The organism is Clostridium liquoris (genome assembly GCF_002995785.1).
Classification (GTDB): Bacteria; Bacillota; Clostridia; order Clostridiales; family Clostridiaceae; genus Clostridium_AO; species Clostridium_AO liquoris.
Genome location: NZ_PVXO01000036.1, coordinates 101,764 through 123,565 on the forward strand (window position 1 = coordinate 101,764; position 21,802 = coordinate 123,565).

Consider the following 21,802-nt stretch of genomic DNA (forward strand, 5'->3'; position numbering starts at 1 on the left):
AGCCTATGAAAATAATTCTATGAGTAATAAATAAATATAGGTAAAAAATAATTAAAGTAGAAAGAGGTGATTTCGTTGAAAAAAATGAAAAGGATGATCTGTTATATTATATTTTCAGTAGTTTTAAGTAACATTTTACTTCCTCTTAAGTATGTTCATGCTTATGGTGGAATGGAAAACAATGATCTTATGGAAGAATTAAATTTTAAGAAAGATCCCAATAATATAGAAAAAAGATTAGTTGTAAATGCTAGAGCATATATAGCTTTAGATGCTAACTCAAAAATAGTATTAACAGAAAAAAACTCAGATGTTATTATGCCTATGGCTAGTACCACAAAGATAATAACAGCCCTAGTAGCGTTGAAATATGGCAGATTAGATCAAGAGGTTGAGATTTCCCAAAGAGCAGCAGCCATACATGGATCTACTGTAGGATATAAAAAAGGAGAAAAGATAACTATAAAAGAACTATTATTTGGGCTTATGCTTCGTTCAGGTAATGATGCAGCAATAGCTATTGCAGAGGGAGTAAGTGGCAGCGTGGAGGAATTTGTTAAACTCATGAATGAATATGCTGCAGGGTTAGGATTAATAGATTCACATTTTCACACTCCTCATGGATTAGATAATCCAGACCATTATTCTACTGCATATGACTTAGCGGTAGTTACAGCAGAAAGTAAAAATCATCCCTTATTTGATGAGATAGTTAGTGCTAAAGATGTAGATGGTAAAGAATATGGATTTACTAGAGATTACCATAATATTAATAAAATATTATGGCAGATACCTGAAGCTAATGGTGTAAAAACAGGATATACTGGAGGAGCGGGTAAATGCTTGGTAACTTCAGTAGATATTCAGGGAAATGATGTAATTATAGTGGTTTTAAATGCACCGGGAAGATGGAATGAGACTATAAAGATCAATGAGTATGTGAAGAAAAATTATGAGTATAAAACATTTTATTCTAAAGGAGAAATAATAGGAGAAGCGCCTGCGGATAAAAAAAATATAAAATTAACTTGTGAAAAGGATATAACTTTACCAGTTAAAAAACAGAGTAATTATGAAGTAGTGGTTAGGGCACCTAAAGAAATAAAACATGATGTACTTAAGGGAGAAAAAATAGGAAATGTATATGTATTTGAAGGAGATAGATTAATTTATAGAAACAATTTAATTGCTGCTAATGATTATAAACTAGGCATACTTAGAAAAAAAATACATTTGCCTAATATTATTAATAAAAATAATTAAACATAGTAAAGTTTTTATGCAGAAGACAACTTCTGCATTTTTCATTGCAATAATTTGATATAATATATATAGTTTTAAAATCATAAGTATAGGGAGAGATAAATATGGAAAATAATAATGAAGAAATTTCAATGAATGAAATCATGGGAGAAATAGAAAAATCCATGAAAAGGATACATGAAGGAGATGTAGTGAAAGGAACAGTTGTTTCAGTTTCTTCAGATGAAGTTTTAGTTAATATAGGTTATATGGCAGATGGAATCATTTCTAGCAATGAATTAAGCCAAGAGGATATATTAAACCCTGGTGATGAAATATATGTTTATATACTTAAAATAAATGATGGAGAAGGAAATGTAGCCCTTTCCAAAAAGAAAGCTGATGAAATAAAGACTTGGGATGATCTTCAGGAAGACTTTAATTCAGCCACTATATTTAAAGTTAAAGTCAGCCAAATTGTAAGAGGTGGAGCTATAGCTTATATAAATGGAATAAGGGCTTTTATACCTGCTTCACACATATCTTATTCCTATGTAAAAGATTTGAATTCATTTATAAACAAGGAGATTAATGTAAAAATAATAGAGTTTGATAAGTATAAAGGAAAAGTTGTACTATCAGCTAAGGAAGTAGAAAAAGAAGAAGTGGAAAAAATTAAAGAAAAACTATGGGAATCCCTTCAAAAGGGAGAAAAAAGAATGGGTACAGTAACTAGAATTGTGAAATTTGGTGCCTTTGTAGATTTAGGAGGAGTAGAAGGTTTAATACACTTAAATGATTTATCCTGGAAAAGGGTGAATAATCCATCAGAAGTAGTATCTGTAGGAGATAAGGTTTCTGTATATGTATTGGACTTTGATAAAGAAAAAAATAGAATATCATTAGGGTTAAAAGATGTGGCAGAAGACCCTTGGAAGTTAGCAATTTCAAAGTATAAGGTTGGAGAAATAGTAGAAGGTAAAGTAGTAAAACTTTTAGATTTTGGAGCCTTTGTAGAGTTAGAGGATGGACTAGAGGGACTTGTACATATAACAGAAATTAGTGATGATAGAATATTAAAGCCCTCTGATGTTTTAAACATAGGAGATAGAGTAAAGGTTAAAATATTAGAAATAGATGAAGAAGCTAAAAAAATGTCTTTAAGTATAAAGGCTGGAAATAGCGCATCATCAGAGGAAATTTCAAAATATAACGATAATGATGGTGGAGTAACCTTAGGGGATTTGTTAAAGGATAAATTTAAAGATTTTAATTTTGAGAAATAAACAAGGTTTATAATGAATAATAAATTTTAAATAATAAAGAATAAATAATGGATTATATATTTAATCATTATTTATTCTTTATTATTAACTATTCATACTAAAATGCTATGTGTTTTGAAAAAAATTATATTAAAAACATAGCAAATATGGTGGTCACAATAAGACCAATAGCTACAGGTTTTAAATTTCTTTTAGCTAGTTCAAATGGATCAACTTTGCAGATTGCTGCAACAGGAATTAGGGCCCAAGGAATTATAGTTCCTCCTCCAACCCATATAGCGGATATCTGTCCTAAAGCAGTTAGAGTAGCAGTGCCTCTCTGGAGTGCAGTACCAAATATTTTTGCTACAGAACCGGCTAGTGATATACCAGAAAATCCGGAACCATCAAGGCCAGTTATAATACCTACTGTAGTAAGGGTAGTAGCTCCTATTGGAGCATTAATTGGGACAGTACTTGCAAGAGCTAGACCTAAATCATTTACAAGGCCTGTAGAGCCTTTAGGAAGCACTTCGCCAAATACCTTTATAAAACCTAAGTCACCTAGATAGAAAAATGCGGCTATAGGAATAACTGGACCAAATACTTTAAAACCAAATACAAAACCATCCACAATATATGAAATTATTAAAGAAGAAGCTTCTTTTTTCTTTACATACATTGTTATTATAACCAATATTACTAAAGCAGTTCCACCTATTAGAGCAGTAGCATCTCCACCTTGAAGATTGAGTTTGTACATAAGGTATATATCAAAAGCAAACATTAGCATAATTATTAAAGCGAACATCTTTTTAGCCTTTTCTGAAAGCAAATCTTTAAATTCATGAGTATCTTCATCATCAAATTTTAAATCCTTCTTGTCTATAGACAATTTTCCAGAACTCATATCCTTTTTTATCATAATAAATGCTATTACAGTAGTAACAATGCTCATAACAGCTACTAATGGAATAGATGCAGAAACAACCTTACCGACTGGTATACCTGCAGCATCAGCAGTAAGTTTCGGGGCTCCTTGAATAACAAAATCTCCTGATAGGGCAATGCCATGACCAAATAAATTCATTGCAACTGCAGCACCCAAGGCTGGCAAGCCAGCTTCTAAAGCAGCTGGTACCAACATAGCTCCAATTAGAGCGACAGCTGGGGATGGCCAGAAGAATAACGATATTATCATCATAAATATACCAATGATCCAATATGCTAAAGTAGGAGTTTTAATGAACTTTGTAAAGGGTTGCACCATAGCTTTATTTATACCAGTTTTATTTAGAATAACTCCCATGGCAGTAATCACAGATACAATAAGAATAGTGCCAAGCAACTCGTTTATGGCTAATATGAAACTATTAAATACACCAGTAATTGCAGTAGGTATAGAACCTGTAGCAGTAAGCCCTAAAATAAAAATACCCAGCATGCATAGCACTGTAATATCTTTTTTTAGAACCATGAATATAAATATTATAATAATTAGAAGTAAGTAGATGTAATGAAGAGAACATAACTGAATTGCCATAAATAGCCTCCTAAAATAAATTACTAATACTAAAAAATATGATAGAAATCGTTAAAATGTTACAGCCAAAAAAGTTAAGAATAAACTTATATTGTTTAGGAGAAAATAAACATGAATTTTAATATGGTAATGATAGGCATATGCCTTTATATTTTTGTGACATGGTAACCATAGTTACTGAATATTGGAATAAAACGTATTATATTAAAACTAATAAGAAAAATATCAATAGATTAGTAAAACTCGTAATTTTATTTTAAGGAGGAAAAATTATGGATAAGCACTTTATTAAGAATATTGATTTTGAAGTACCTTTAAATATGGAAGGATTGGTAGATTATCAAGAAGGCAAGGTAATTAGCAGAACCCTTGCACAAGGAAAAAATTTAAGTTTAACATTATTTTCATTTGATAAGGGAGAAGAAATAAGTTCTCATTCTTCAGGAGGGGATGCACTAGTTTATATAATCGATGGTGAAGCTGAAATAACAATAGGAGAAAATAAATTCAATGTAAAAAAAGGTGAAACCATTGCAATGCCAGCAGGAATTTCTCATGCATTGTTAGCCAATGAAAGATTTAAAATGCTTTTAATTGTTGTGTTCAATGCTTAAAGTTAAATATGATTAATTAAAAAGCATGTGTTTACTTGATGTAAACACATGCTTTTTAATATGTTTATGCTTTTGCAGTAGTTTTTTTATCCACCTTAGTAGAAGATTTTTCTTGAATAGTATCAACAATCATTGCAACAGCTTGGTCTCCTGAAACATTGCAAGCTGTTCCGAAACTATCTTGAGCTATATATAGTGCAATCATTAGTGAAAGCATTGGCTTACTGAAGCCTAAAATTGATTCCAAAACTCCTAATGAAGCCATAATTGCACCACCTGGTACACCAGGAGCAGCAACTATTGAAACCCCTAACATTGCTATAAATCCGGCAAAAGTGCTTAAGGTTACAGGCATGCTATTAAGCATCATGACTGCCATAGCACAGGTAGTTATAGTAATTGTACTGCCTGACATATGTGTGGTAGCACAAAGAGGTATAACAAATTCCCTTATTCCTTTAGAAATCCCCATGCTTTCTGAACACTTTAAATTAACAGGGATAGTTGCAGCTGAGGATTGAGTTCCTAAAGCAGTTAAATATCCAGGTATTTGTGATTTCAAACAACTAAATAAATTCTTTTTGCTTACGGAGCAGCCAATTGCAAATTGAAATAATATTATAATTAGATGACAACAAATTATTATTATAAATGCTTTCCAGAATACTGAAAATACAGTGGCAACTTGTCCAGTATATGTCATGTTGCCAAATATACCTATTATATGAATAGGAAGTAAAGGTATAATAACATTTTCAATTACTTTGGTAATAATTGCTTGAAAATCTTCAGCTATTTTTCTAAGAGGATCACTATCAATTGCTGCAATACCTAAACCTAATAAAAAAGCTAATATAAGAGCTGTCATAACTCCCATAATAGGTGGCATGTCTATTGTAAAAAAAGGTTTCAAATCCTTTGCAGCAGAAGCTATATTTCTAGCACTATCAGCAGTGACTATGGATGGTAATAATGTTTTTCCCACACCATATGCAAAAAAACCTGAAATCAATGTAAATCCATAGGCTATACCTACAGTTATACCTAAAAGTTTACCAGCACCAGTACCAAGTTCAGCAATACCAGCTGTTACAAAGCCTACTATAAGAAGTGGAATTACAAATCCTAAGAAGTTACCAAATATGGAGCTAAATGTAACAAAGATTCTTGTGAACCAGACTGGACAGAAACTACCGATTATTACACCAATTATGATACCGATTACTATTTTTGGAATTAAGCCTAACTTGAATTTTTTACTACTCATAAATATTACCCCCAGTATAATTTTTAATTACTTGAAACAACAGTATACATTAATGGATTGATCATTTAAAAATTATTGATATTTTGTATGAATTAATTAATACAAAGTTCTATTTAAATAAAATATATCACATCAAATTTTAAAATACAACCATAAATGGGCCACAATATAAAAGTTTTACAATTATGTAATATGGAGTATTATAGTGGCGAACAATTGTATGCTCAATGGATAATTGTACTATAATTGATATACATCTGTTAAAAATATGATGACAAAGTATAAATTTGATATATAATAAAATTATATATAATATATAGGCTTATTCAAATGAATTGATATGTGCATAATAATATGCTTAAATTTATTATTGTGGAGGGAAAACATGAAGGAATTTGGTGTATTTGATATAGTTGGTCCTATAATGATAGGACCATCCAGCTCTCATACAGCTGGAGCTGCCAGATTGGCAAAAGTAGCCAGCATAATTGCAGGGGGCGGAATAAAAAAAGTAGAATTTTTACTTCATGGTTCTTTTGCTAAAACTTATAAAGGGCATGGAACAGATAAAGCTTTGGTAGCTGGTATACTTAGAATGGACCCTTGGGATGAAAATTTAAAAAAATCTTTTGAAATAGCAGAGGAACAAGGAATAGATTTAGTATTTACAGAGACAGATTTAGGAGATGTACATCCTAATACAGTAAAATTTATAATAACAAAAGAAGATGGACAGGTATCTGTAATAGCTGGTTCATCTATTGGAGGAGGCAACATAGTTATTTTTGACATAGACGGACAGGAAGTAGAGTTTACAGGGGACTATCCAACACTAATAACTAAGCATAGAGATACTCCGGGTGTAATAGCAAAAATAACTTCAATTTTATATGAGGAAAAAATGAACATAGCAAATATGAGAGTTTATAGGAATAGTAAAGGTAGAGACGCTACTATGGCACTGGAAACTGATAACTTAATACCTCGTGAAATAATTGATAAAATAAAGGTTATTCCAGAAATTGAAAACGTAAAATTTATAAATCCAATTGTAGAAGGAGATATTTAATATGTTTGTTTCAAAGGGCAAGGAATTAATTGAAGTATGTAATAAAAAAAATATAACTATATGGGAATATACACTAGGAGAAGAGATTGAAAAAAGTGGGCTAAGCAGAGAAAAAGTAATAGAAAAGATGAGACAAAATTTAAATGTTATGATAAGCTCTTCAAGTTATGCACAAGAAAATAATGTAAAGTCTGTAAGTGGGCTGATAGGTGGAGATGCATTAAAGCTTAAAAAATATGCTCAAAGTGGTAATACACTAACAGGAGAATTTATGGTAAGTGCCATGGCAAGAGCCATATCATCTTCAGAAGTTAATGCTGCTATGGGAAAAATAGTTGCTTGTCCAACAGCTGGTTCTTGTGGAATTTTACCAGCAGCAATTTTATCAGCAGGAGAAAAATTAAATAAATCAGAAGATGAATTAGTACAGGCTTTATTTACTGCTGCAGGAGTTGGAATAATTATAGCTAAAAATGCTACTATGGCAGGAGCAGAAGGCGGATGCCAAGCTGAGTGCGGCTCAGCTGCTGCTATGGCATCAGCTGCAGTAGTGGAGATGATGGGAGGTACTGTAGAACAAGCATTAGATGCAGCTGCTATAGTAATAAAAAATATTTTAGGACTTGTTTGTGATCCAGTGGCAGGACTTGTTGAAGTACCATGTGCTAAAAGAAATATAGCAGGAACGGTAAGTGCTTTGACTACTGCGGATTTAGCAATATGTGGTGTTAAAAGTAAAATACCATTTGATGAAGTAGTTTGGGCAATGTATAAGGTTGGGAAACAGTTGCCATCGGAACTTAAGGAAACTGCATTGGGAGGAATAGCTATTACCCCTACAGGCTTAAGATTAAAAAAAGAAATATTTAAATAGTGGAAAAACTAGCTCTTAATATTTATGAGCTAGTTTTTTGTTACATAAAAAATAAATATTAATCCAATAATAAACTATATGTATTGTTATTTTACATAAGGAGGTTGGATTATGAAAAAAGTAATGAAGACAATGGATGGAAATGGAGCAGCGGCATATGCTTCCTATGCTTTTACAGAAGTTGCAGCTATATTTCCTATTACACCATCTACCCCAATGGCAGAAGGCGTAGATGAATGGTCAGCTCATGGAAAAAAGAATATATTTGGGCAAAGGGTAAAGGTAGCAGAAATGCAATCTGAAGCAGGAGCTGCAGGATCAGTTCATGGATCTTTGGCAGCGGGGGCTTTGACTACTACTTATACTGCTTCTCAAGGACTTTTACTTATGATACCTAACATGTACAAAATAGCAGGAGAACTATTACCAGGTGTTTTCCATGTAAGTGCTCGTGCTATTGCAGCTCATGCTCTGTCTATTTTTGGTGATCATCAAGACGTAATGGCCTGCAGACAAACAGGGTTTGCAATGCTGGCTTCTTCAAGTGTTCAAGAGGCAATGGATTTAGGGTTTGTTTCTCATTTATCAGCAATAAAATCTAGAGTACCATTTTTACATTTTTTTGATGGATTTAGAACATCTCATGAATATCAAAAAGTGGAGGTAATTCCATATGAAGATATAGCAAAGATTGTTGATTATAAAGCTATAGATGAGTTTAGAAAGAGAGCATTAAACCCAGAGCATCCTATTCTTAGAGGAACTGCTCAAAATCCCGATATATATTTCCAAGGAAGGGAAATGTCCAATAAGTTTTATGATGCAGTACCTGATATAGTGGAAAATTATATGAAAGAAATTAAGAATATAACAGGAAGGGAATATCATCCATTTGATTACTATGGAGCACCAGATGCAAAATATATAGTAGTTGCCATGGGATCTGTATGCGATACCTTAGAGGAAACTATTGACTATATGTTAACCCAGGGAGAAAAGGTAGGATTTATAAAAGTACACTTATATAGACCTTTCTCTGAAAAATACTTCTTTAATATTCTGCCAAAAACTGTGGAAAGAATAGCAGTGCTAGATAGAACAAAGGAACCTGGGTCTATAGGAGAACCATTGTATTTAGATATAGCAAAATTATTCTATGAAAAAGAAAATAAGCCTATGATAATTGGCGGAAGATATGGATTAGGTTCAAAGGATACAATACCTTCAGAATTGATTGCTGTATATAGAAATCTACAGAATAACACTCCAAAGGATCATTTTACTATAGGAATAATAGATGATGTAACTAATACTTCTATTGCTGCAGAAGGCATGGTAAATACTACACCAGAAGGAACTATAAGCTGTAAATTCTGGGGACTTGGATCTGATGGAACTGTAGGAGCAAATAAAACTGCAGTTAAGATAATAGGTGACAAAACAGATTTATATGCTCAAGCATACTTCTCCTATGATAGCAAAAAGTCTGGGGGCACCACAGTTTCTCATTTAAGATTTGGCAAAAAACCTATAAGGTCAGCTTATTTAGTATCAACTTCAGATTATATAGCTTGCCATAATAAATCTTTCTTATATAATTATGATTTATTAAAAGGACTAAAGAAAGGTGGAACCTTCGTATTAAACTGTCCATGGAAAGAAAAAGAATTGGATGAAAGGTTACCAAGTTCTCTAAAAAGATATATTGCCGAAAATGATATTAATTTCTATGTAATAGATGCTATAAGTATTGCTAGAAATATTGGCCTTGGCGGAAGAATAAATATGGTAATGCAGTCTGCTTTCTTTAAATTAGCAAATATAATACCTATAGAAGATGCAGCTAAGTATTTAAAAGATTCCATTCAAACTACCTATGGTAAAAAAGGCGAAAAAATTGTTGAGATGAACAAGAAGGCAGTTGATGAAGGAATAAACGGACTAATAAAAGTAAATGTTCCAGAATCATGGAAAAATGCTGTGGAGGAAAAGGTTGTAGAAAGAAACATTCCAGACTTTGTAAGAAACATTCAAATACCTATGGCAAGACTTGAAGGAGATGAATTACCTGTAAGTGCTTTTCTTGGAAGGGAAGATGGTTCATTCCCATTAGGTACTGCTGCTTATGAAAAGAGAGGAATAGCAGTACTTGTACCAGAATGGCAAATTGATAGGTGTATTCAATGCAACCAATGTTCATACATTTGCCCACATGCTACTATAAGACCTTATTTACTCACAGATGAGGATTTGAGGAAAGCACCAGACACATTTAAAACTAAGCAGGCAACAGGTAAGGGGCTTGAAAATTATCAATATAGAATTCAAGTTAGTCCATTAGATTGTACTGGCTGCGGTAACTGTGCTGACATATGTCCAGCTCCAGGAAAAGCACTAATTATGAAACCAGCAGAAGAAGAAATAGAAATGGAAGATGCTAATTGGGATTTTGCAGTAACTATTGAGAATCAAAAGCCTCCTATGGATGTATACACTGTTAAGGGCAGCCAGTTTAGGAAGCCATTGCTTGAGTTTAATGGAGCTTGCCCAGGTTGTGGAGAGACTGCTTATGTTAAACTTATAACTCAGTTATATGGAGATAGAATGATGGTTGCTAATGCTACAGGATGTTCATCTATTTGGGCAGGTAGTGCTCCATCTGCTCCATATACTACAAACAGCAAAGGTGAAGGACCTGCTTGGGGTAACTCCTTATTTGAAGATAACGCAGAATATGGATATGGAATGTATTTAGCTACAAAGCATATTAGAGAAAGATTGGAAGAATTGATTAGAGAAGCTCTAAATACAAATAATTATAAAGAAGAAATTAAAGCAGCATTTACGCAGTGGTTGGATTCAACAGAGGATGGAGAAAAATCTAAGTGTGCTTCAGAAAATGTTATAGAAATATTGAAAAAAGAAGATTATGCTAAGGATCCAATATTAAAAGAAATAATGGATAAGAAAGATTATCTTGCTAAGAAATCTATATGGATAGTAGGTGGAGATGGTTGGGCTTATGATATTGGTTTTGGTGGATTGGATCATGTATTAGCATCAGGAGATGATATAAATATACTTGTATTAGATACAGAAGTTTACTCTAATACTGGTGGACAGATGTCGAAATCCACACCTACTGCAGCTGTAGCCAAATTCGCCGCAGCAGGAAAGAGAATAAGAAAGAAGGATTTAGGTCTTATGGCTATGAGTTATGGATATGTATATGTAGCTCAAATAGCTATAGGAGCTAATATGAATCAAACAATAAAGGCAATAAGAGAAGCAGAGGAACATAAGGGACCATCTTTAATAATTGCCTATGCGCCTTGTATAAATCATGGTATAAAATCTGGTATGGGAAGCAGTGTAGCAGAAGAGAAGAAAGCTGTAGCAGCGGGGTACTGGCACCTATATAGATACAATCCAATGCTAAAGGAAGAAGGAAAGAATGCATTTATGCTTGAATCTAAAGAACCGGAAGCATCTTTCCAGGATTTCATCAGAGGGGAAATAAGATACACTTCATTAGCTACTGTATTCCCAGAAGTTGCAGAAGAAATGTTTACTGCAGCAGAAAAGCATGCTAAGGAAAGATATGTTACCTATAAAAAAATGTCTGAAAATTTCTAAATAATATAAAAAGCACCCGATTCAGGGTGCTTTTTATATTAGGGTATTTTAGCGAATATATATTTTATTTTTGATTAGAATCTACCCATTCCTTAGCATTAAAAGTTTCCATTTCACTAGGTACAGTAACCTGAGATATAGGTTTCATAGATTCTATGTTTGCCCAAGCAGCAGTGTTGTGTTGCTCTATTGGAATTTTTTTAGTTGTTGTATTTACCTTTATTGTATTATTAACCATAGTAACCCTCCTGTAATAAAATAATTGTTCAAAATTATTATTCTACAGGGAGTGAAAAGTTATACTATATTATATATTACATTTTTGACTGTTCTATTTTTTCAGCTAGTTCACTGAGATATGCCCATCTATCCATCTTTTCCTCAAGAAGTTTTTCTAATTTTTTCTTTTTTTCTAAGGATTCCTCCAGCTTTTTAAAATCAGAACTATACTGCTCTATATCTTTTTCTACTGCACATAATTCTTCTTCCAGCTTTTCAATAACGCTTTCTATTTCTTCATATTCTAATTTTTCTTTATATGAAAACTTTAAAGGCTTTTCCTTCTTCTTTTCTTCAGTATCCTTATTTTTTATATTGCTTTTTTCTATGTTCAATTTTTCTTCATTATTTTTAAAATTTTTATCTCTTATCTTTTCCCAACACTCTGTATAGTTTCCTGTATATTCTCTAATTACTCCTTGACCTTCAAAAACAAAGATCTTATCTACTACTTTATCTAAGAAGTATCTATCATGAGAAACAGTAATCACTGCACCATTAAAGCTTTCAAGGTAATCTTCTAAAATAGTTAAAGTTTCAGTATCTAAATCGTTGGTAGGTTCATCCAGTAGCAATACATTTGGAGATTCCATTAATACTTTCAAAAGATAAAGCCTTCTTTTCTCTCCGCCAGAAAGTTTATTTATAGGGGTCCACTGTATTTCTGGAGTGAACAAGAATTTTTCAAGCATCTGAGAAGCAGATATTTTTGTTCCATCAGATGTAGTTATGAATTCCGCAGATTCCCTAATGTATTCAATAACTCTTAACTCTTCATTTATAGGCTTCCACTCTTGAGAGAAGTAACCAATTTTTACTGTTTCGCCTACATCTATAGTCCCTTTATCTGGTTCTAAATTTCCAACTAGAATATTAATAAGAGTAGATTTTCCTATTCCATTAGGGCCAACTATTCCTATTCTGTCATCAGGTAAAACTATATAACTAAAATCTTTAATTAATACATTGTTTGAAAAACATTTACTTATATTTTTAAGTTCTATAACCTTCTTACCAAGTCTTGTATAAGAAGTGGATATTTCTAATTTATCATTATTTAGATCAACTTTTTCTTCAGAAAGCTTATTAAATCTATCAATTCTAGCCTTTTGTTTTGTTGATCTAGCTTTAGCACCTCTTTTTATCCACTCTAGTTCTCTTCTTAGGAGATTTTGACGTTTTGATTCAGAAGCTTGTTCTAACTCTTCCCTTTCTAATCTTTTTTCTAAGAATACACTATAATTTCCAGTATAGCTGTAAAGATTACCTTTGCTTATTTCAAATATTTTATTGGTTACTCTATCTAGGAAATATCTATCATGGGTAATCATAAGCAAGGCACCTTTTCTTTTATTTAAATATTCCTCTAACCAGCTTATAATTTCATTATCCATATGGTTAGTAGGTTCATCTAAAATTAAAAGATCACTAGGATTTACTAAAGAAGAACAAAGAGCAATTCTCTTTTTCTGACCTCCAGACAGATTCTTAATCTTTTCAAAAAAATTTGTAATCCCAAAGGTAGTTAATATGGCTTTTGCTTCACTTTCTATTTGCCAAAGATTTAGACCATCCATTTTTGAAGTTAAATTCATAAGTCTCTTTTGCAAAATTTCCTCATGAGGATTTAATTCCACTTCTTTTAAACATTCTTCATAATCCCTTATGGTTTCCATTAAAGGAGATGTACCCTTAAAAACCTGTTGAATTACATTAGCTTCTTCATCAAAAAAAGGATTTTGGGGAAGATATTCTATAACCATATTATTTTTCCGAATAATATTACCGGTATCATAGTTTTCTATACCTGCAATTATTTTAAGTAGAGTAGACTTACCAGTACCATTTATTCCTATAATACCTATTTTATCTCCTTCATCTATGCCAAAACTAATATTATTAAGTAAAGTTTTTTCTCCATAACTTTTACTTAAATTTTCTACAGATATTAAGTTCATTTTATTACCGCCTTTATTATAGATTTATCATTATGTACTTGATAACATTGAATTTAGTCATTAGAATTATATCATGAGGGAACATAAATCTCAAAATATTTATATGTAGGGGGAAAATACATGAAGAATATATTAAATAGAAAGAGTATAAGAAGGTATACTAATAGACCTGTGGAGGATGAATTAATTAAACAATTATTAAGGGCTGCTATGGCAGCACCTTCTGCTGTGAATGAACAGTCATGGGAGTTTGTGGTGGTTAAGGACAAAAAAATTCTAAATAGTATTACAGAAATACACCCTTATGCCCAGATGTTAAAGGAAGCCAGTATGGCAATAATAGTGTGTGGAGATGAAAATAAGGAAGTATTTAAGGGCTTTTGGGTTGAGGATTGCTCCGCAGCAGCAGAAAATATTTTAATAGCAGCAGAGTCTTTGGGATTGGGTGCTGTATGGGTAGGAGTTTATCCTATTGAAGAAAGAGTAAAGGCTTTACAAAATATCTTATTGCTGCCTGAAAATATAAAGCCATTATGCATAGTTCCTGTAGGATATCCAGGAGAAGAAAAGCAGCCTGTTAATAGATATGATGAAGAAAAAATACACATAAATAAATGGTAATATGTGTTATAATTATATACAAGTTTTTAACATAATAGAGGTGGATATACATGACAAAGGCTTATAAAACAGATATTAAACAATTAGAGAAAGAATTTAGTGAACTTTTATTGAGAAAAATAGAAGGGGTAGATGAATTAGAGAATTGGTTAGAGGATAGGAGCAAGCTTTTTGATAAAGTAAAAGAAAATACAGGAAGAAATTATTTTGCATTTAATGGAGATAACAATAATGAAGAATTGAAAAAGGCTTATGATTATGATGAAGAAGTAGTAATGCCATTGGTAAAAAAATACTCAGCAGAATTAGACAAATGCTTTTATGAAAATAAATTTAGAGATAAATTGCCCTCAAAATATGATTTATTAATAAAGAAATGTGTAAATTCTATTGAGCTGTTTAGAGAAGAAAATATTCCCCTAGAAATAGAAGAATCTAAATTATCTACTGAATACTATAGCATAACAGGAAACATGACAGTAAATTGGGAAGGTGGAGAAAAAACTCTACAGCAAATGAACAAATATTTAAAAGATCCAGATAGAGCTATTCGTGAAAAAGCTTGGACTTTAGTTCAAAAAAGAAGGCTTCAAGATAAGGAAAAGCTAGATGAAATAATGGATAAGCTTATAAAAATTAGAGATAAAAAAGCTAAAAATGCAAACTGTAAAGACTTTAGAGAATATATGTTTAAAAAGTTAGAGAGATTCTCATATACTCCAGAGGATTGCTTGAATTTCCATAATTCTGTATTAAAATACGTAGTTCCGGTGGCTTCAGAAATACGTAATAATCACAAGAATGAATTAAAGGTAGATAATTATAGACCTTGGGATTTAGAAGGAATAAACATAGGGGAAAAACCATTAAAACCATATCATGATATAGAGAAGCTTGTAGATGGTGTAATAAGCATTTTCGAAGAAAAGGATGAAGTTTTCAAAAATACATTAGTTAAAATGAAGAAGGAAGGAACACTTGATTTAGAAAGCAGAAGGGGAAAATCACCAGGGGGATTTTGTGATTATTTTCCTGTAAGCAAAGTTTCTTGTATTTTTATGAGTGGAGCAGAGTCACATGACGATTTAGTAACCCTTGCCCATGAAGGAGGACATTCCGTACACAACACATTAACATCAAATATAAAATTATATGAATATAGGGATATGCCTAGTGAAACTGCAGAACTTGCCAGCATGAGCATGGAACTTATTACTATGGATAGATGGAATATATTCTATAAAAACGAAGAAGAATTAAAGAGAGCAAAAAGAGAACAGCTAGAAGGTATAATAACATTTTTACCTTGGGGTATATTAGTGGACAGATTCCAGCACTTTTTATACTTAAATCCTCAGTGCACTGCTGAAGAAAGAAATAATAAGTTTTTAGAAATGGCTAAAGAATTTCAATTTCCTACAGTAGATTTTACTGGATTTGAGGAGGAATTGAAACATTACTGGAAAAAACAACTTCACATTTATGAAGTGCCATTTTATTATATAGAATACGCTATGGCACAGCTTGGAGCATTGCAAATATGGAGAAACTATAATGCAAATCCTAAAAAAACCATAGAAGATTATAAAAAAGCACTTTCACTTGGAAGTTCTGTAGAGATTAATGAGGTATATAAAGCAGCGGGAATTAAATTCGATTTCTCAGAAGAGATGATAAAAGAACTTATGAGTTTTGTTAAAGAAGAATTGAATAAATTAAGATAACAATAAAGCCTAGGAAGATTTGATTCCTAGGCTTTTTGTCATGTTGAGTGGGACATTCTCATAGGTATCCTATGTGGCATAGTTAGCAGTTAAGACCAATTTCGTTACCACTCCAGATAGCATCCATTATATTAGCAGCTTGGTATGCATCACCAATTATATACAAATCAGCAATTTTCCCATGAAGCTTGTTGTATAATTCCCTATCAGATTTAAAACCAACAGCTATTGCAACAGTATCAGCGGATACGTTCTGCTTTTTAAATTCATTGCTAATAAGTACAGCACCATCGTCAGTTACTTCAAGTAAAGAGTTATTTGTAATAGTTTTTACATTATATTTCTTAAGGAGATCTATAAGCATAATTTTATTCATATGTGGAATTGGTTTTCCAGCACTCAGTATGTTGTCCTTTGATTCAACAATTGTAACTTTCTTACCCTGTTTTGCAAGGTAAAGAGCTGTTTCACATCCAACAAGTCCGCCGCCTACCATAAGTATATTTTCGCCAGCTTTCTTTTTGCCATTTAAAAGTTCAACTGCTGTTGCAACTTTATCTTTTTCCATACCCGGTAAGCTTAACCTAATTTCTTTTGCACCTGTTGCAATAATGACAATATCGGGTTTTTCCTTTTCTACAAGCTCCTCTGTTACTTTTGTATTTAAAACTACTTCAATTTTATGTTCTTTAATTTCATTTTTGTACCAAGCGATTAATCTTCTATCATCTACTTTAAAATCAGGTACTGAACCTGGAATGACTTCACCGCCTAGTTCATTTGTGCCTTCATAAATTGTAACTTTATGACCTCTCATTGTGGCAGTTATAGCAGCTTCCATTCCTGCAACTCCTCCACCGACTACCATTACTTTCTTTGATTCAAGAACAGGTTTTATTTCATAATATCTTTCTCTTCCAGCAGCAGGGTTTACTGCACAGCTTAAAGGTTTTCCTTCGAATCCTCTTCCAAGGCATCCAGTATGGCAGCCAATGCATGGGCGAATTCTTTCGGGATGATCGGTAAGAACTTTTTTAGGCCAGTATGGATCTGAAAGAAGTGGTCTTCCAAGTCCGATCATATCGGCAGCTTCATCATCAAGGGCTCTTTCAGCATCTTCAGGTATGCCAAGTTTTCCTGCAACTATAACAGGTATATTTACAACTTTCTTCAATTCTTTAGTATATGGAAGATATAATCCATTTTTTTGATAAACAGGTGGATGAGACCAGTACCATGCATCATATGTTCCTACATCTGTATTAAGTTCATCATATCCTGCTTCTTCAAGAATTTTTGCAGCTTCAAGTCCTTCTTTTAAATCACGGCCTTTTTCAACATAATCTTCATCTGGAAGCCCACCTTGTCTCCAGTCTTTTATACAACTTTTAACACTATATCTTAAGCCAACAGGGAAATCTTCCCCTACTGCAGCCTTGATTCCTTGTACTATTTCTATAGGGAGTTCAAGTCTTCCTCGTAAATCTCCACCATATTTATCTGTCCTTCTATTGAATATTGAAAGTGTAAATTGGTCAAGTAGGTATCCTTCATGTACTGCATGTATTTCTACACCATCAAATCCAGCTTTTTTTGCAATAATGGCACTTTCAATAAATTTTTGAACTACCCATTCTACTTCTGAAGTTGTAAGTGCTCTACAGGTAACAGTTGGATCCCAATAATTTGGAATATCTGAAGCAGAAACAGGCTGAGATGTTAAAAGTGTTCCAGGTGCACCACTTCGTCCAAAACCCATTGTTAACTGTAAAAATATTTTTGAACCATAAGCATGAACTCGTTCTGTCATTTCTGTAGAAGTCATTAAAAATCTTCCAGGGTTTATTGAGACAGTTGGGATTATGCCAGGTACAACTTTGTCCAGTTCGTTCTCAACTTTTGTAATACTCGTTATAATAAGACCTGTACCACCTTTGGCTCTCTCTACATAATAGTCAATAGCTCTTTGATTATAGCATCCTTCATTATCAACAAGTCCAAAAGCTCCCATAGGTGCCATTGAGATCTTGTTTTTTACTTCTACTTTACCTATTTTAATAGGTTTAAACAAAGAATTGTTTTTCATACTACTTACCCCCTCATATATTTTTAAATTTAAGAATTAGGTTTTTATATTTTACTTTACTAACATATGAATGATTACATTATGCAAAACAAAAATACATCAGCAAAGTTAATATCATATTTTAAACAAATATAAATTAAAGGAAAATAAAAATTCCAAAATAATAAAAATTAAAAAGAAGTAGCTATTAACTAAATAATACTACTTAAAACAACATAATGTTAATAGCACATAAATGCCATATCTTAATGAATTATACAATTTAAAGCTAAATAGTTGCAATTTATAAGCAAACTATATAAAGTAAACGATTTTTCAAGATATTACTTAATTATATGAGCTTTTAAAAATTAATTAGCATAATAAGGATCACTTTGTAATAATACACTAATAAAATATGAATTAATAAAAAATACATTGGTACATTTAATTCCATACGGATTGAATTCTTATGTTGTCAAAAACTATAGAAAACATAAAAAAATATGGTTATAATATAATTGCATTAATATAGGCTGATGCAATTATATTTTATATCTTGGAGGCAACTAATGATAACAGGTGAATTAAAAAGTAAAATAGATAGAATATGGGAAACATTTTGGACTGGTGGTATCACCAATCCATTAGAAGTTATAGAGCAATTTACATATTTTTTATTTATAAAAGATTTAGATGATAATGAGACATTAAGAGAAAGCGATGCAGAGCTGCTTGGAATACCTTTTGAAGGAATGTTTCCAAGTGATAAGCAATATTTGAGATGGAGTAAATTCAAAAATGAAGAAGCAGGGGAAATGTATAGAATTGTATCGGAGGAAGTTTTCCCTTTCATAAAGAATATTCATAATGATAAACAATCTGCATACTCAAAATATATGTCAGATGCCATGTTTAAAATACCCACTCCGCTTATGCTATCTAAAATAGTTGACGCAATAGATAAACTTGAAATAGAGAATGAAGATACTAAAGGAGATCTTTATGAATACCTTTTATCTAAGGTAGCAACAGCAGGTACAAATGGTCAATTTAGAACTCCAAGACACATAATAAAAATGATGGCTGAATTAATGAAGCCAACACCGGAAGATATTATAGTGGATCCAGCTATGGGAACAGCAGGATTTTTGGTAGGAGCTGAAAAATATTTAAGAGAAAAGCATAGTGATCTATTCTTAGTTCAAGGCTTAAAAGAACATTTTAACAATAAAATGTTTAATGGCTTTGATATGGATAGAACTATGCTTAGAATTGGTGCTATGAACATGATGCTTCATGGAGTGGACAATCCTAATATTGAGTATAGGGATTCACTTTCAGAAACCAATAAGGATAGTGAAAAATATACATTGGTATTGGCCAACCCTCCATTTAAAGGCAGCTTAGATTATGAAGCGGTATCCGCTGACCTTTTAAAAGTTAGTAAAACAAAGAAAACAGAGCTGTTATTTTTAGCATTATTTTTAAGGATATTAAAAACAGGTGGAAGATGTGCTTCAATAGTTCCAGATGGAGTATTATTTGGCTCAACAAAAGGACATAAGGATATAAGACGTGAAATAGTTGATAACAACAAACTTGAAGCTATAATATCCATGCCAAGTGGCGTATTTAAACCATACGCAGGAGTATCTACCGCAATTATGATATTCACTAAAACAGGTACCGGTGGAACAGATAAAGTTTGGTTCTATGATATGAAAGCAGATGGATATTCTTTAGATGATAAAAGAAATCCTATAGAAGATAACGATATACCAGATATAATAGAAAGATTTAATAATTTGGACAAAGAAGAACATAGAAAGAGAACAGAACAAAGTTTTTTTGTACCAGTGGAAGAAATAAGAGAAAATGGATATGACCTTTCTATTAATAAATATAAGGAAATAGAGTACGAGGAAGTACATTATGATGAACCCAAGGTTATTTTGGAGAGAGTTAAAAAACTTGAAAAAGAAATAACTGATGGAATAGATGAATTAGAAAGAATGATTGAGGGTTAAGTAAGTCGAGTTTCATTTAGAAGAAGATGAGGTATATAAAATGAAGTATAAATTAGCGGATATATTTGAAAAACCTATAAGTGGAGAATGGGGAGAAGAATTAAGGGAAGGAGAAAAAGGTACTAAGGTTATTAGAACAACTAATTTTACCAATCTAGGAAGATTAGATTTAAACAATATTGTTGAGAGAAAAATAGATTTAGAAAAATTTCAAAATAAAGTGCTAAAATTAGGAGATATAATAATTGAAAAATCAGGTGGAAGTCCTACTCAACCAGTTGGCAGAACTGTAATATTTGATGTAGATAGTAATGAAAAATATATATGTAACAATTTCACAGCAATTTTAAGACCCATAAACAATGTATATCCAAAGTATGTGTTATATTTATTAAAGGATTTATATAATAGAAAACAAGTAATAAAGTTTCAAAATAAAACTACTGGAATAATAAATTTGAAGTTAAATGATTATTTATTAAATACTGAAATAACTTTACCAAAATTAGAAATACAAAAAAAAATAGCAAACTTATTAGACAAATCTCAAGAATTAATAGACAAAAGAAAAGCCCAAATAGATGTTTTGGATGTGTTAGTTAAATCGAGATTTATAGGGATGTTTGGAGAATGGCTATCGAAAAAGAAGGATTTGTATATGCTTTCAGAAATGTGTAACTTTATTGATTATAGAGGGAAAACACCAGAAAAATCTGATGAAGGAATACCACTCATAACAGCAAAAAATGTAAAAAATCATTCATTTTCATTTGAACCTAGAGAGTATATTCCAAGTGAAAATTATGATGATGTAATGACTAGAGGAATTCCAAAGGCAAATGACATTCTATTTACAACAGAGGCACCATTAGGCAATGTATGTAGAATACCAGAAATAATAGGAAAATTTTGTGTAGGGCAAAGATTGATTACAATGCAGACTTTGGAAAATATTGTTCCTGAATACTTAGAATACGCATTATTATCCAATGAATTTCAAAGTGAAATGTGGAAGAAATCATCAGGTAGTACAGTAAAAGGAATTAGAAGTAAGGAGCTTGTTAAGTTATCTATTCCTGTTCCACCACTAGATCTCCAAAACCAATTTGCCGCCTTCGTCAATCAAATCGACAAATTGAAATTTGAAATGGAGAAAAGCTTAAAAGAATTGGAGGACAACTTTAATTCATTGATGCAAAAAGCATTTAATGGAGAATTATTTAATTAAAATAGATGTTATTGTCAATAAAAACTTCCCACTTTGGGGAAGAATTTTTCCCCACCTAAAAGTATAAAAAAATAAACTATTTTAAATTGGAATCAGTTTTAATATTATCAGTGTTTCCCTCTGACATTGATTTAATAATACCTTCTCGTTGTTTCATTCTATAACTTTCACCTTTAATTACGACAAAATGACAATGATGAACATATCTATCCAAAATTGCAGTTGCCAATACAGGGTCATAAAAAATTCTGGCCCATTCCTCAAAAACTTTATTTGAAGTGATAATTATTGAACCATTTTCATATCTTCTAGATATTATTTCATAAAAGTCATCAACACTATTTTGATTGAGTTTTTTAAGCCCTAATTCATCAAGTATAAGTAAAT

General features: G+C 31.8%; 16 protein-coding genes. 10 read left to right on the forward strand and 6 right to left on the reverse strand.

The window, feature by feature from the left end; translation table 11 throughout:
• Positions 1 to 75: 75 nt before the first annotated feature.
• A complete protein-coding gene (locus CLLI_RS07065) occupies positions 76 to 1,263 on the forward strand; it encodes a D-alanyl-D-alanine carboxypeptidase family protein (RefSeq protein WP_423236795.1) in 1,188 nt (395 codons plus the stop codon).
• A gap of 104 nt (positions 1,264 to 1,367) precedes the next feature.
• Complete coding sequence (gene rpsA, locus CLLI_RS07070) at positions 1,368 to 2,528, forward strand: 30S ribosomal protein S1 (RefSeq protein ID WP_106063520.1); 1,161 nt, start codon at positions 1,368 to 1,370, stop codon at positions 2,526 to 2,528.
• A 124-nt stretch (positions 2,529 to 2,652) separates the two neighbouring features.
• Here the strand turns inward: rpsA and CLLI_RS07075 are convergent, their stop codons facing one another.
• A complete protein-coding gene (locus CLLI_RS07075) occupies positions 2,653 to 4,050 on the reverse strand; it encodes a hypothetical protein (protein WP_106063521.1) in 1,398 nt (465 codons plus the stop codon).
• Between the two features lie 272 nt (positions 4,051 to 4,322).
• Between CLLI_RS07075 and CLLI_RS07080 the strand changes: the two genes are divergently transcribed.
• Complete coding sequence (locus tag CLLI_RS07080; protein ID WP_106063522.1) at positions 4,323 to 4,664, forward strand: cupin domain-containing protein; 342 nt, start codon at positions 4,323 to 4,325, stop codon at positions 4,662 to 4,664.
• Between the two features lie 64 nt (positions 4,665 to 4,728).
• On the opposite strand, the gene CLLI_RS07085 is transcribed toward CLLI_RS07080, so the two are convergent.
• Positions 4,729 to 5,931, reverse strand: a complete 1,203-nt coding sequence (locus tag CLLI_RS07085) for a dicarboxylate/amino acid:cation symporter (protein WP_106063523.1) — start codon at positions 5,929 to 5,931, stop codon at positions 4,729 to 4,731.
• Between the two features lie 385 nt (positions 5,932 to 6,316).
• On the opposite strand from CLLI_RS07085, the gene sdaAB reads away from it, so the two are divergent.
• The 3 genes from sdaAB (at position 6,317) to nifJ (ending at position 11,510) form a co-directional block, all read left to right on the forward strand.
• A complete protein-coding gene (sdaAB, locus tag CLLI_RS07090) occupies positions 6,317 to 7,000 on the forward strand; it encodes an L-serine ammonia-lyase, iron-sulfur-dependent subunit beta (RefSeq protein ID WP_106063524.1) in 684 nt (227 codons plus the stop codon).
• Position 7,001: 1 nt separating this feature from the next.
• Positions 7,002 to 7,874: an L-serine ammonia-lyase, iron-sulfur-dependent, subunit alpha gene (sdaAA, locus tag CLLI_RS07095; protein ID WP_106063525.1), complete on the forward strand. Its 873-nt coding sequence runs from the start codon at positions 7,002 to 7,004 to the stop codon at positions 7,872 to 7,874.
• A 111-nt stretch (positions 7,875 to 7,985) separates the two neighbouring features.
• On the forward strand, positions 7,986 to 11,510 hold the full coding sequence (nifJ, locus tag CLLI_RS07100) for a pyruvate:ferredoxin (flavodoxin) oxidoreductase (RefSeq protein ID WP_106063526.1): 3,525 nt from the start codon (positions 7,986 to 7,988) through the stop codon (positions 11,508 to 11,510).
• Between the two features lie 64 nt (positions 11,511 to 11,574).
• Here the strand turns inward: nifJ and CLLI_RS07105 are convergent, their stop codons facing one another.
• The gene (locus CLLI_RS07105) at positions 11,575 to 11,748 is read right to left on the reverse strand and encodes a CDIF630_02480 family spore surface protein (RefSeq protein WP_106063527.1); all 174 of its coding nucleotides are present in this window, start codon (positions 11,746 to 11,748) and stop codon (positions 11,575 to 11,577) included.
• Between the two features lie 76 nt (positions 11,749 to 11,824).
• On the reverse strand, positions 11,825 to 13,747 hold the full coding sequence (locus CLLI_RS07110; protein ID WP_106063528.1) for an ABC-F family ATP-binding cassette domain-containing protein: 1,923 nt from the start codon (positions 13,745 to 13,747) through the stop codon (positions 11,825 to 11,827).
• A 120-nt stretch (positions 13,748 to 13,867) separates the two neighbouring features.
• Here CLLI_RS07110 and CLLI_RS07115 point away from each other — a divergent pair, with 120 nt between their 5' ends.
• Together CLLI_RS07115 and CLLI_RS07120 are read left to right on the forward strand one after the other, a co-directional pair.
• Positions 13,868 to 14,368 carry a nitroreductase family protein gene (locus tag CLLI_RS07115; RefSeq protein ID WP_106063529.1) on the forward strand — a complete coding sequence of 167 codons (501 nt, stop codon included), beginning with the start codon at positions 13,868 to 13,870 and terminating at the stop codon, positions 14,366 to 14,368.
• A gap of 50 nt (positions 14,369 to 14,418) precedes the next feature.
• Positions 14,419 to 16,092: a M3 family oligoendopeptidase gene (locus CLLI_RS07120; RefSeq protein WP_106063530.1), complete on the forward strand. Its 1,674-nt coding sequence runs from the start codon at positions 14,419 to 14,421 to the stop codon at positions 16,090 to 16,092.
• An 82-nt stretch (positions 16,093 to 16,174) separates the two neighbouring features.
• Here CLLI_RS07120 and CLLI_RS07125 read toward each other — a convergent pair whose 3' ends face one another.
• Entirely contained in the window at positions 16,175 to 18,178 is a 2,004-nt protein-coding gene (locus CLLI_RS07125; protein WP_106063531.1) for an oxidoreductase, read from the reverse strand.
• A 551-nt stretch (positions 18,179 to 18,729) separates the two neighbouring features.
• Here CLLI_RS07125 and CLLI_RS07130 point away from each other — a divergent pair.
• Entirely contained in the window at positions 18,730 to 20,187 is a 1,458-nt protein-coding gene (locus tag CLLI_RS07130) for a type I restriction-modification system subunit M (protein WP_106063532.1), read from the forward strand.
• 40 nt (positions 20,188 to 20,227) lie between these two features.
• Positions 20,228 to 21,415 carry a restriction endonuclease subunit S gene (locus CLLI_RS07135; RefSeq protein ID WP_106063533.1) on the forward strand — a complete coding sequence of 396 codons (1,188 nt, stop codon included), beginning with the start codon at positions 20,228 to 20,230 and terminating at the stop codon, positions 21,413 to 21,415.
• A 76-nt stretch (positions 21,416 to 21,491) separates the two neighbouring features.
• Here the strand turns inward: CLLI_RS07135 and CLLI_RS07140 are convergent.
• On the reverse strand, positions 21,492 to 21,802 hold a 311-nt coding region (locus CLLI_RS07140; protein WP_170063662.1), incomplete at its 5' end, for an ATP-binding protein.

Coding starts and splice junctions, on each gene's coding strand:
- CLLI_RS07130 (WP_106063532.1), top strand. CDS start 18,730: ATGATAACAGGTGAATTAAAAAGTAAAATAGATAGAATATGGGAAACA.
- CLLI_RS07080 (WP_106063522.1), top strand. CDS start 4,323: ATGGATAAGCACTTTATTAAGAATATTGATTTTGAAGTACCTTTAAAT.
- sdaAB (WP_106063524.1), top strand. CDS start 6,317: ATGAAGGAATTTGGTGTATTTGATATAGTTGGTCCTATAATGATAGGA.
- nifJ (WP_106063526.1), top strand. CDS start 7,986: ATGAAAAAAGTAATGAAGACAATGGATGGAAATGGAGCAGCGGCATAT.
- CLLI_RS07135 (WP_106063533.1), top strand. CDS start 20,228: ATGAAGTATAAATTAGCGGATATATTTGAAAAACCTATAAGTGGAGAA.
- CLLI_RS07115 (WP_106063529.1), top strand. CDS start 13,868: ATGAAGAATATATTAAATAGAAAGAGTATAAGAAGGTATACTAATAGA.
- rpsA (WP_106063520.1), top strand. CDS start 1,368: ATGGAAAATAATAATGAAGAAATTTCAATGAATGAAATCATGGGAGAA.
- CLLI_RS07125 (WP_106063531.1), bottom strand. CDS start 18,178: ATGAAAAACAATTCTTTGTTTAAACCTATTAAAATAGGTAAAGTAGAA.
- CLLI_RS07110 (WP_106063528.1), bottom strand. CDS start 13,747: ATGAACTTAATATCTGTAGAAAATTTAAGTAAAAGTTATGGAGAAAAA.
- CLLI_RS07120 (WP_106063530.1), top strand. CDS start 14,419: ATGACAAAGGCTTATAAAACAGATATTAAACAATTAGAGAAAGAATTT.
- CLLI_RS07085 (WP_106063523.1), bottom strand. CDS start 5,931: ATGAGTAGTAAAAAATTCAAGTTAGGCTTAATTCCAAAAATAGTAATC.
- sdaAA (WP_106063525.1), top strand. CDS start 7,002: ATGTTTGTTTCAAAGGGCAAGGAATTAATTGAAGTATGTAATAAAAAA.
- CLLI_RS07075 (WP_106063521.1), bottom strand. CDS start 4,050: ATGGCAATTCAGTTATGTTCTCTTCATTACATCTACTTACTTCTAATT.
- CLLI_RS07105 (WP_106063527.1), bottom strand. CDS start 11,748: ATGGTTAATAATACAATAAAGGTAAATACAACAACTAAAAAAATTCCA.